Annotated in this window: 2 protein-coding genes and 1 tRNA gene; all 3 read right to left on the minus strand. The window is 40.5% G+C overall.

Going from position 1 to position 13,693, the window contains the following annotated elements; translation table 11 throughout:
* Window positions 1–45: 45 nt before the first annotated feature.
* Window positions 46–11,073, minus strand: coding sequence for an ESPR-type extended signal peptide-containing protein (locus BHC43_RS04185; RefSeq protein WP_100156604.1), 11,028 nt, complete (start codon window positions 11,071–11,073; stop codon window positions 46–48).
* Between the two features lie 764 nt (window positions 11,074–11,837).
* Window positions 11,838–11,911 (minus strand) — tRNA-Gly (locus tag BHC43_RS04190).
* 477 nt (window positions 11,912–12,388) lie between these two features.
* On the minus strand, window positions 12,389–13,666 hold the full coding sequence (gene purD / locus BHC43_RS04195) for a phosphoribosylamine--glycine ligase (protein WP_100156605.1): 1,278 nt from the start codon (window positions 13,664–13,666) through the stop codon (window positions 12,389–12,391).
* Between the last annotated feature and the right edge of the window lie 27 nt (window positions 13,667–13,693).

Raw genomic sequence — 13,693 nt, forward strand, 5'->3', positions numbered from 1 at the left:
CCGGACTTCACACGGAAGTCCAGAAGTCTGTTTAGTCAGGATTAATTACCACTTAAAGCCAAGTACTGAATTGAAAGCAACTTCTTTACCAGTAGTGGAAACACCTGCACCCCACGTAACTTTGCCGTTTTTGCTGGCTGCCTTATAGTTTACACCAACGGCACCATAGCTACGATATGCACCTACCCCAATACCGACGGTCTGCTCACCGGAACTCAGTGAAGGCAAATAAGCCCCAGACAGCGCCATGGCCATGGCTGTACCTGAATAAGCTCTACGCTCAACATGGTGAATATTATCATTCAACTGATTAACATATTCACTAACTCTGCTAACCTGATTATCCACACCTTTAAGTTGAGCCACATTCACAGCATCAGTGTCAGCAGTACCAGCTGCAACACCAGTTATCTGACGGTATACACCCTTAGATGCATCACCCACAGATACCGCTCCTTCCGTACTTCTTGTGGCACGGATTGCTGCTGCCTGCTGCGACGTTGCAGTTACTGGAATATATCCTTCTTGTCCAGCAGCTACACTCGCAACTGATCCAGCTCCTAGTGCTATACCTCCAGTCTGTTTCACCTGAGCATTGCTACCCAGAGCCACACCATTAGCTGCGGGAGCACTGGCTGAATCACCTATCGCAATAGCTGATGTACCACTAGCCATTGCTGCTCCGCCCTCTGCAATTGAATTTGCACCTTGGGCAATTGATCCAGCTTTAGCAGAGTTGACCTTCACATATTTCGTACCATAATTCTCCAGATTTTGTAGTGCATCAGCGACATTATCTGCTGATACATTACCACCTGTTGGTGTAGAAATATCATACTTAGGTGGATTGATACTTCCTGCTGAATTTCGTGAAGTACCAAGAGCAGAAGCTATCGATGCAATCTGACTAGCAACAATTGTGCTAACTGATGTAGACAGACTATTCAGCGAATCATCAGAAACATTACTGGTTGGCAGGCTATTAACCATTGTAGACAAATTATTATAATCTTGTCTTACAGCCCATAGCTGACCAGCATTAATAGCATCTAAAGATCCTTTGTCCATGTTACCGTCAGCCACATTGGCAATACGCTGTGCCGTAGCACTGCCATGACTAGCATCATATGCACTACCATTCCACAGTAAGGCATTTTGAGTCAGGTTGGTAATGTTAGTAATAATATTACCTGTGGATAACTCACTTAAAGCACTGTTTAATGAAGACAAGCTAGTGCTGGTACCTGTAGAAAGGCTGGTCACATCATTTTTCAGTAAGTATAGCTGTCCACCATTAATTGCATCATGTGATCCCTGATCAACCAAACCATCAGCTAAATTGATAACCTTGCCATAAGTAGCAGCTCGAGTGAGACTATTTGTCTTTCCAGCATCAAATCCACCTTTATCCTCATTCCATTGCAGACTCTTATCCTTCAGCTGTTTTACATCTTTCTGAGTCAGATCATAGCTGGTAGACAGACTGCTTAAAGCTGTACTAGTGCTAGAAGTTAGTTTGTTCAGGCTATCGCTTGTTGTACTCATACTGCGTGACAGACTCTCGTATCCGGTAGACATAGAGCTACTGATACTATTGATACCTGAAATTACAGTTGATGAAACTACGGTTGACAGACTGCTCAGACCAGTAGCAGTAGAACTAGACAAAGCATACAGCTGGCTACCGTTTACCGCATCGGTAGAATCTACTGTCACGCTACCAGCTGCTACATTAGTAATACGCTGAGCTGTACCACTACCATGGCCAGCATCATAAGCACCCAGTGTGCTATTCCATTGCAAGGCATTTTGCTGCAGGGTGGTCAGGTTTTGATTGGTGCTACTCAGACTGGATGCCAGACTAGTCAGACCAGATGAAGTACTGCTGCTCAGGCTGCTTAAGCCTGTGCTGGCACTAGCCAATCCTAATTGAGTGGTGCTGGTCAACGCATCCACGCGATCATTGACTGTAGTCAAAGCTGCTGATGAGGCACTGCTCAAGCTACTTAATCCGGTACTAGTACTACTCAATCCTGCTTGAGTCAGAGTAGACAGGCTGTACATCTGAGTACCGTTGATAGCATCACTTGAAGTAATATTGATATTTCCAGCTGCAATACCGGTCAGTCTTTGATCTTTACCCTCACGGCTGGCATCGAAATTACCACTTATCCTGTTTCTCAGCAAAGCATTCTGCTGTAATGCAGTCACATTACTATTGGTTTCAATTAAACCGGTTGACAGACTGCTTACATTTTTCGTTACCGTACTGAGACTGTCATTAACAATAGTAGATAAGCTACCCAGCTGATTTTTTGTCACCTCATTCAGATTAGTAGACAGGCTGCTTAGTCCGGTTGAAGTAGAGCTAGACAGACTGAACAACTGACCGCCATTGACTACATCGGTAGAATCCACTGAAACCCGGCCAGCCGCTACATTGGTAATAAGCTGAGACGCACCATTTCTACCGGCATCATAAGCACTACCATTCCATTGCAGAGCATTTTGCTGCAGGGTAGTCAGGTTCTGATTTGTGCTACTCAGACTGGATGCCAGACTAGTCAGACCGGATGAAGTACTGCTGCTCAGGCTGCTTAAGCCTGTGCTGGCACTAGTCAGTCCTAATTGAGTGGTGCTGGTCAGCGTATCCACGCGATCATTGACAGCAGTCAAAGCTGCTGATGAAGCACTACTTAAGCTGCTCAGCCCCGTACTGCTACTGCTTAGTCCTGCCTGTGTCAGAGTAGACAGGCTGTACATCTGAGCGCCATTGATGGCATCACTTGAAGTGAGGCTTATATCGCCACCAACAATTCCGGTCAGTCTTTGAGCACGATTACTACGTATTGCATCATATGCGTTACTAGTACTATTCCACTGTAATGCATTTTGCTGCAAGGCTGCTACATTAGTATTGGTTTCTCTCAGACCCGTAGACAGGCTGCCGATATTATCGGTTACCGTACTGAGACTGTTTGTCACTATAGTAGACAAACTACCCAGCTGATTTTTTGTTACCTCATTCAGATTAGTAGACAAGCTGCTTAGTCCGGTTGAGGTGGAATTAGATAAGGTATACAGCTGGCTGCCATTTACTGCATCAGTAGAGTCTGCAGCAAGACGTCCGGCACTAATATTGGTAATGCGTTGTGCAGTACCATCACGACCAGCATCATAAAAACTACCATTCCATTGTAAAGCAGTTGTCTGCAGGTTATTCATGCTCTGATTGATACTGCTTAAGCTGCCCGTCAAACCAGCAAGAGCTGATGATGTACTACTACTCAGCGTGCTCAGATTGCTATTGGTAATGTTCAAACCTGCCGCAGTTACCGTAGACAGACTATAGAATTGTCCACCGTTAATAGCTTCGGTAGAGCCAACACTTACTGCACCAGCATCGATACCACTTAGTACTTTGGCTTCTCCATTACGGCTGGCATCGTACACACCCTTGCCTGCATTCCACAGCAGCGCATTAGCCTGTAATGAAGATACACTAGCATTAGCTGCCTGTAATCCTTTATCCAAAATCTGTAGATTGGATGAAGTCGTACTGGTTATGCTGCTTAGACTGTTGTTGATGCCAGTAATACTGTTTGTCGTTGTAACAGACAACTGATTCAGCGCATCTTTAGTGCTACTCAGGCTTGTTGTAAGTGTACTCAGGCTAGTGCCATAGGCAGTAGAGAGTGTATTTAACACTAAATTGGTAGAGCTCAGACTTTGATTCAAAGTATTGACACTGGCTGTTGTACTGGTGGACAAGTTATACATCTGAGCACCATTGACAGCATCAGTAGAATCTGCAGCTATGGAGCCTACAGCTACACTGGTAATCAGCTGAGCTGTATTGGTACCGTGATCCGCACTATAAGCCCCTTTAGCGCTGTTCCATTGCAGCGCATCTCTTTGCAATGCAGCAACATTGTTGGTAGTAGAACTCAAGCCAGTAGAAAGACTATCTATATTGTTGGTGATACTGCTGAGACTATTGGTAACAACGGTAGACAGACTGCCCAGCTGATTCTTGCTCATCTCACTCAGGTTACTTGCAAGACTACTCAAACCAGTTGAGGTAGAACTAGAAAGACTGAACAATTGACCGCCGTTAATCATATCAGTGGAATTTGCAGCCACACTAGCAGCACCGCTAACATTGGTAATACGCTGTGGAGTGCCATTTTTGCCGGCATCATAAACACTACCATTCCACTGCAAAGTATTAGCCTGCAAGGTAGTTACACGAGCTGTAGCTGTACGCAGATTGGTATCCAATCTACTCAAATTGTCAGTTGTAGTGTCAGCAAAGCTCTGCAAATTACTATCAACAGTAGAAATACTGCTAACCAGTGCATCTGATAAACCGGTGAACGCTGTATTAGCTGTGTTTTCCATACTGGTAGACAAGCTGTACAACTGGGCACCATTCACAGCATCGTTTGAACCTGATGTTATCAAACCAGTAGACACATTTGTAATTTTTTGAGCAGTACCCGTTCCATGATCAGCATTATACGCAGCTGCATAATCATTCCATTGAAGTGCATTTTGTTTCAATGAGCCTGCATCGTGACTAACTGTAGACAGAGAAGTTATCAGGGTGCCTGCTGAAGTTGAAATACTTTGCGACAAGCTACTTATACCAGATTCAGCCACCGTGGATAGACTACTCAGGCTATTTGCGGCATCAGCAGACAGGCTATTCAGGCCAGTATTCGTGCTGTTGGATAAACTGGTAATACTATTGGACAGAGTATCAGAAAGAGTTGATAAGCTATTTGCAGATGCACCTGACAGATTAATAGTACTGCTTAGAATACTGTCTGACAAAGAACTGAGTTGGGTAAAGTATTTATCAGAAATACCCGTTAATGAAGATTGTATTGTACTTAAGCTGGAAGACATTAAATTGGAGGAACTGGTCAGATTTGCATCAGACACCGTGGACAGGCTGTACAGCTGTGCACCAATAACAGCATCTGACGAGCTTTCTCCTACCTGACCGGCGGCAACCTGAGTAATTTTAGCTCTGGCACCAGTTGCAGAACCGGCATCATAAGCACTAATACTCGCATCCCATTGTAACGCATTCTGCTGCAATGTGCTTACTCCGGTATTAATACCCGTTATACCTGCTGACAGACTGCTTATACCAATATCAACAAGACTGCTTAAAGTCGTTGAAAAACTTTCAAAACGCTTATTAATATCACTGTTCAAAGTGTCAAAACTATTTTCGGTACTATACAGCTGTCCTGCTGTGATGGCATCTGTTGAACCATCATAAATATCAGCTTTAGCAACATTGGTTATACGGCTATTTTTATCATTACGACTTGCATCGTAGGCTCCGTCTTTCCACTGCAAGGCATTCGTTTTGAGAGTACCCAAACTTCCGTCGGCCGTACTTAAAGCTGAAGAAATACTTGAAGACAGGCTAGTTATATTGTTTTCAATAGTACTTCTGCTTTGAGTCAGTTTGGCCAAATTAGAACCGGTTACCTGATCCAAAGAAGTTGATAAACTACTGATACCGGCTTCCATACTGCCCGATACATCGGCTAATTTATTGTTTAAAACAGAAATACTGTTGTTTGTACTATATAGCTGTGCACCGATTATCGCATCAGACGATCCCTCTTTCACATTACCTGAAAATACGTGTGTCAGTGTATTTTTAGCATTTGCAATGCCATGGCTAGCATCATATGCTCCTGCACCTGATTCATCTAAACGCTTCCATTGTAAAGCGTCTTTCTGCAAATCAGATACACCATTATTAATCACTCCTAATTGTGTTCCTGCTGCTGTGGAAAGACTACTAACTTTAGTATTCGTTTGAGCAAGCAACCCAGTTAAAGTAGAGATATTTTTATCAGATATAGTACTCAGAGCACTGGATAAACTTCCAATGCCACTTTTAACCTCATTAGCCAGATCATTGATGGCAGTATTGGTGTTATACAGCTGATTCCCAGTAATCGCGTCTTTTGAGCCCTTAGCTAAAGATCCATCTGCAGCATTGGTGATCCGGTTTTTACCATTTACTACACCATGACTGGCATCATATGCTCCATTTTTCCATTGCAATGCATTCTGCAGAAGGGCAGGGAGTTTGCCGTTAATTTCTTGAAGGCGTTGCTCTGTTGTAGTAGAAAGGCTTTCCAGTCCAGAAAAAGAAGAATTCTCTAATGCTGTAGATAGACTATTTAGACTACTAGAAGTTGAACTTGTAAAATCCGATACTTTGTTATCAAACGAAGAAGATAATGCACTAATCTGACTGTTAGTGCTATACAACTGAGCACCAATTACCGCATCACTGGACTTAGCCTGTAAATCAGCTTTATCCACATTTATAATCTTTCGTTTTATACCTTGAGTACCACCGGCATCATAAGCGCTGCCATTCCATTGCAATGCATTCTGTTTAATAGTACTTAGACTAGCATTTACAGGAACCAGACTGGTATCAATGGTTGAGGCAAAAGTATTCAAACCACTAGAAAGTGACCTATCCATGGTGGTTGAAACACTAGCCAGACTTCCAGATAAAGAACCAGACAAAGTCTGAAGCTGCGACGTTAAATCTGAAGTCAGCCCAGAGATTTTGGTATTTGTCATTGACAACTGGTCACCAATTACCGCATCGGATGATTTATCATTCACATTGCCTTGTGCAACGTTAATAATTTTATTTTTACCGCCAACTTGGCCATGGCTGGCATCATAAGAACTACCATTCCATTGCAATACAGTCTGTTTTAGTGCATTAATATTGGAATTAGCTGTGCCAATATCGGTATTAATTTTATCTGACAGGCTGCTGATACTACCTGAAATAGTATTATTCAGACTGGTATTAGTAGCAGCCATAGCGGCATCTAATTTTGTGGATAACTCAGCTGGTTTTGTCACCACATCAGTATTCAATGTACTGATACTTGTGCTGGTGGTGTATAACTGCCCCATGGTTACAGCATCTGTTGAATTAGATTGCACACTGCCATCAGCTACATGTGTAATTTTACCTCTACTGCTGCCATGGCTAGCATCATATGCATCACCATTCCAGAGCAAAACATTCTGCTTTAGCGTAGCAATTTTATTATTGGTTTCAGTAAGTCCTGACTGAATAGAACTAGACAATTCTTTAATTTTTTGTGCTGATAATCCATTCAATCCAGTGCTTAAAGATTGTATTCCTGTGGAAGCAGATGTAGAAAACGAAAAAATCTGGCCAGCATTGATTGCATCTGTAGAACCAGCTGCTACATAACCATTGGCCACATTAGTAATTTTAGTATTACCGTCAATATCATGAGTAGCACTAAATGCCTTATCAGTTTCATTCCACAGCAGAGCATTATTCTTCAAAGTACTGATACTTGAATTCAGTCCATTAACCAGAACCATGCCACTTTGCAAGGTATTCACTGCTGTTTGATTTATATTACCAGCCAAGGTGGATAAACCGCTGGAAATAGTGGTTGAAACTGTATCCAAAGTTGAATTGGTAGTATATAACTGCTTAGCATTAATAGCATCGGTTGAAGCACTATTTAAAGTAGCATCAGCAACACCTGTAATTTTCTGCTCTTTTTCTACTCTTTTAGCATTGTATTTGCCATCTGTATACTGGAGCATTTGTTGTTGCAAAGAGGAAATACTACTATTAATTTCTCCCACCGTACTTAAAGCTGATGTGGTCAGCGTATTTACTCGTGTATCTATTGAAGCATTCAAATCATAATACTGGCTGCCGACAACGGCATCAGTTGAAGTTGCACTGGTAATGTCACCTGCACTGACATGTGTAATTTTTGCATCTGCACCACCATGACTGGCACTATATGCTGCGTCATCATCGTTCCATTGCAAAGCATCTTCTTGCAATGCAGCAACTTTACTGCCAGTTGTAGCCAGGCTCGTAGACAACTTATCAAGACTCTGGCCAACAGACAAAGAAGCCGAAACAGAAAAACTACCAAATTGTGTATTTACAGTACTAGATAAATTAGTGATCGCAGTATTGGTACTGAATAACTGGCCACCATTAACCATATCTGTTGAATTAGGACTGCTTATATCACCAGGCGCAACACCGGTGATTTTTTGCGCTGTACCATCATGAGTGGCATGAAAATAGTCGTCTTCACCACGCAATATGGTACTTTCCTGCAAACCACTAATAGCAGTAGATGCAGAATCTGACAATATTTGTAAATAATTACTTAATGTACTCAGACTTGAATTAGCCGAAGTTGTTAAACTGTTTAAGTTATTTGTTATTGCAGTTGAAAGATTAGTAAGGCTATTGGCAGTGTCTGTTGTCAAGCTGCTGCGTTTACTACTTATATTGAGCCAGCCAGTGGAAGCAGATACAGAGAGACTCGCTAGATTGGAGTTTACAGTGTATAACTGGCCACCTGTAATCGCATCATCAGAATCCGCAATAACATCACCTTCTGCAGCATTTGAGATTTTTTGCGGCGTCTTGTTTTTATCTTCAACAAATGCCCCTGTAGTGGCATCAAATAAAAGAGCATTTCGTGTAATCTGGCTTAATCCAGTCGAAATTGAAGTAGACAGACCATCTAATGACTTATTCGAACTTGATAATGCTATATTTGTATCGGTTACAAATTTATCAATTTTAAGATTGTTGTCTGTAAGGCTATCCTGAATATCACTATCCAGCTTATTAAGCTTCATATTGGTGGCACGCAGCTGTGCACCCGTTACAGCATCAGTAGAATCTGCGCTGTCAATACTACCTGCTTCTACATTCGTTATTTTCTTTTCATTACCCGCATCAAATGCATCCGAACCATTCCATTTGAGTATAGCTGCACGTAAATTTTTTATACCTGTATCAGTAGTTGTAGTAAAGCTATTAATATTGCTATCAATTGTTGATATCGAAGTATTAACGACAGATACTAATTTAGAAGTACCTTCGTTAAGGTTACTGATATTAGTATAAATAGCAGTTGAGATAGAACTCAGCATAGAATTGGTACTGAATAACTGGCCACTATTAACCATATCAGTGGAGTCTTCAGTAAGACGAGCATCTGTCAGATTTGTTATTTTTTTAGTTTCTCTGCCATCGTCCGAACCGACATTATAAACACCATTTTTAAATACTAAAGTACTGGTTTGTAATGCACCAATAGAGCTAGATGTAGAGGTACTTAAAGAAGAAATATTGGTATTTATTTGTGCTAATTTATCATCAGCATCGCCAGAAGCCTTTGTAATATTTTGATTAAGATTAGTTATAACATCAGATGTTGAAATAGAAGCACTATTAATCTTAGTTTTTACCACAGATACATTAGTATCTAACACTGTCGAAAGACTGGATGCACTGCCAGAGATAGATGAATACAAGCTCTTTAGCTGCGCCACATTGACAGCATCAGTATCCAGCGTACCGGCAGCCAAATCCGTAATTTGACGGGTAATATTCTTAGCAGAGTTACCTACTGCTACCGCCCCGGTAGTGCTTTTCCATGTGGGCGTACTAAGGGAAGGATCAGTAGCAGCCACATTGGTATCTGGATTATAGCCAGAAACATTACCAGCTGTATTAGCTATTGAATCCGATCCCAAAGCTACGGAACCATCTGCCATAGCTTTGGCATTTGTACCTACAGCAATGGCACCAGTACCATTCACAATAGTATTGTTACCGAGTGCCAAGCCGTTATCTGTGGTAACAGAAGCATTGTTACCGATTATGGTTGCTCCAATACCGCTGCTATCAGTACTACCAACTGTATTGCCACTACCAATTACATGAACATCATAAATAGCATTGATAATGGTGTTTTGGTTACCAAATATAGCCGTATTGGCTGCAGTAATATCGTTATTTGGGCTTGTACTTTTATTACTATTACCCAAAGATAAAGTGTTGTTCGCATTAATAAAGGTATAGCCATCTGGACCAGATGCTTCCGTTCCATCCTCTTTTTTGTATGCAGTAGGTGTGGTAGAGCCACCTATGGCAATGGATTGTTCTCCATAAACCACATTACCATTACCAATGCTAATACCTTGTTTACCAGTAGCAATAGTGTCATTACCGATGGCCACTGAAGAGTCGCCACTTGCCTGAGATTTCACCCCAACAGCAACTGCTCCATCTATAGAAGCCTGTGACATCAAACCAAGTGCCACACTTCCTACGCCATCTGAATTAGCAACGGAACCTAAAGCTACGCTAGAAACTCCAGTAGCTTGCGATGAGATACCAATCGCATTGGAAGCTCGTCCACCAGCCAAAGCAAAATTACCTACAGCCTGTGCCCCGCCGCCAGTATTAAACGCACCAGTCCCGAATGATAATGAATGATTACCAGAAGCATAGGAACCACATCCCATAACAGCTGAATTTACACCAAAGGCACTCCCCATACCATTTTGATATCCTCCTGTAGCATATTGATCCATATAACCTGATATAGGAGCTTTGGAAGTAGCAGTCCCATTTGAACCATTAGTGGGGTCAGTTGTCCATCCTTGGCCACCCCAATTTTCAACATGGTTAGTTGTACCATACGGATTGAGGGTTCTACCACTAACAGCTCCTCTGGTACCGGTTACTGTATAATTTTGAGCAAACCGCAAATATTCTTCCATTGCTGAAATAGCAGGAAGCCCTGAGGGACCTTGATTACGCTGAGTACCGTTTATATCTCGTCCTGCAACCCTATCATAACCACAAAAATCACTATTATCTCCCATTATCTGAACAGCATTAATGCTTGCTGTATTAAGGTATCCAGATACTCTATTATCAGAACCTCGAGTCGGGATTTCACCCACTATTTGCGCACGGCCTGCAGCATACGCAATAGGCATCCCTATAGTCATATTTACAACGGAAGCGATTAATCCGATTTTAAATACTTTAGAACCTAATTTACTTAATACTGTAGATACAACAGGCATCTGACAGGAAACTGTATTTGCTTTGGTTTTACTTTTAGCTAACTCAGAAGCAGCCACCCAAGTTTGAGTGGATTCGTTCCATATCGCACGATATATTTTATTCAATTGGTTTACTCCTAATTTTTTAAAATCATGCGTTTATCAAAAATATCTTGATAACTTAAAGAAAGGTTAAAATTAAGTTAAATTATTAAGTAATATAACATAAATGTTTGTATAAATGTAGTTAATCAGAGATAGTTCCGAATAGAACCTATATGGAAAAAACGCCTACTTCTTTTATATTAAATTAATAAGATACAATAAGTTATATGATTTTATTAGCTCTGCAATGGTTTTACATAGCTAATACATTGTTTGTTTATCTGTTATTGAATGTCTTATAAAAGCGACAATCTTTAATAAAATTCTTTTTTGGCATTGTTAATTTTTATTGATTCTTGCCTTAGAATACATATTCTTAACAATTAATTGGTTTATGTATATTTATAAGGGTTTTAAAATTTTTTATTTGGTAAGTTATTAATCAGGTAAAAAAGCAATATTCAAAGCAAGTAATCTTTTATGTTTTAGTTAATAAAATTTTACTTTATCCTGCATCCAACTTTTACGTTGCTGTATTTTACTTTTTGTATGCTTTGATTAGCTTATAAAAAATTTCACCTTATCAGACTTCATCCAAACATAACCAATAGTTTATTAAGAATTCAATAAAGGCGACTTTCAGAACAATCAATATCTGCTGAGGTATTTTATTAAGAACAAGCATGTGACCTAGCTTATTTTTTTATCAACTGATGCAAATACTTTAGTTTTTAGATTAGGCAGATACATTTTTAATATTACAAATAAATACTGAATATATTCTTTGGAGCGGATAACGGGACTCGAACCCGTCCGAACTGCTTGGGAAGCAGTTATGCTACCACTACATCATATCCGCAAAAATTTTTTACAGCTTTATTAACTCACATACTTCAGATCAGTGTAATACAATTTATACTCTTTTATCGTCAGGAAATCATCAACATTTATATTAGGCTTTATGACTAGTATTTTCTATATATACAAATAAGTCCAGATAAATTCCATTTGTAAATAATTAATCAATTAGGTAAGCATAGCATTTATACTTTTAGTTCATATTTATTCGCTGATAGCCAAATACCAAAATTTTATACATTTATGTATCTACTAAAAATTAAAGTTTATTGTAGACCAATTTTATATGTGTAATACATAATAAATTATATACATTCGCTAATTTATAAAAAGCAATAAGCTTAAAATTTAAGCATACTAACTACCTATTATATTTTGTTCATATGAATTTTTTTGTATTCTGAAAATAAAATTCAATCGTTTGTAATCCATCCTAACAAGCCTGAAGCAAGGATTAGCTTACTTTTCAACAACTATATTAATTGCCATACTTTATTGCTTTAGATCCAATATCATGTCGATATTGCATTCCATCAAAATGGATAGGGTTTACAGCTGTATAGGCTTGTTTTTGTGCGGTATGAATATCTGATCCCATTCCCACTACACACAATACGCGGCCACCATTAGTAATCGTTTCATTTTGTGCATTCAATTTTGTACCAGCATGAAAAACTTTGCCAAGCTGATTAGCTACTTCTATACCTGAAATTACAGCACCTTTAAGTGGCGCTTGTGGATAACCATCAGCAGCCAGCACCACACCCACAGCTGCCTGTTCGCTCCATGATGCAGCAACGTTGTTTAGTTTTCCTGCTAAAGCTGCTTGTATTAGTTCTACCAAATCACTCTGCAAACGACACATAATAGGCTGAGTTTCCGGGTCACCAAATCTACAATTGAATTCAATCGTATAAGGCACACCAGATTGATCAATCATCAGACCAGCATATAAAAAACCACGATACGGATGACCGGCTCTTTGCATAGACTGAACTACCGGCAGAATAATTTCATCCATTACTCGTTGATGCACAGCAGCAGAGACCACAGGAGCCGGAGAATAGGCACCCATCCCACCAGTGTTGGGCCCGTTATCATGGTCAAGTAAACGTTTGTGATCCTGGCTAGTTGCCATAGGTAAGACATGTTCACCATCTACCATCACAATGAAACTGGCTTCTTCTCCCTGAAGATACTCTTCGATAACAACTCTGGCACCAGCTGTACCCAAAGCATTGTCCAATAGCATATCATCTATTGCCTGATGGGCTTCAGCCAGAGTCATGGCAACTAATACACCTTTACCTGATGCCAGACCATCAGCTTTAATCACAATCGGTGCACCTTTCTGGCTAACATACTGGTGTGCTTGCTTAGCATCAGTAAATGTTTGATATGCTGCGGTGGGAATACCTTCCCTAATCATAAATTCCTTAGCAAAATCCTTGGAACTTTCTAGCTGAGCGCAATAACGGCTTGGACCAAAAACCGCCAAACCAGCAGCAATAAAATCATCCACAATGCCTGCAGCCAAAGGCGCTTCTGGACCAATTACGGTAAATTCAATCTGCTGCTGCCGACAAAAGTCAATTAGCTGTTGATGATTAGTGAAGTCAATATTTTGCAGCTTTGGTTCGGTAGCTGTACCGGCATTTCCCGGTGCTACATAAACAGTACTGACTTTAGGCGACTGAGCCAGACGCCATGCTAAAGCATGCTCACGCCCTCCACTACCAATAACCAATAATTTCATACTTATTTCTCCCTTAATATCATTACA

Origin of the sequence: Snodgrassella alvi (assembly GCF_002777855.1) — a bacterium.
Taxonomy (GTDB): domain Bacteria; phylum Pseudomonadota; class Gammaproteobacteria; order Burkholderiales; family Neisseriaceae; genus Snodgrassella; species Snodgrassella alvi_E.

What these genes read in the sequence shown, in the direction of transcription:
- purD (WP_100156605.1), bottom strand. Translation starts at nt 13,666, where the DNA reads ATGAAATTATTGGTTATTGGTAGTGGAGGGCGTGAGCATGCTTTAGCA.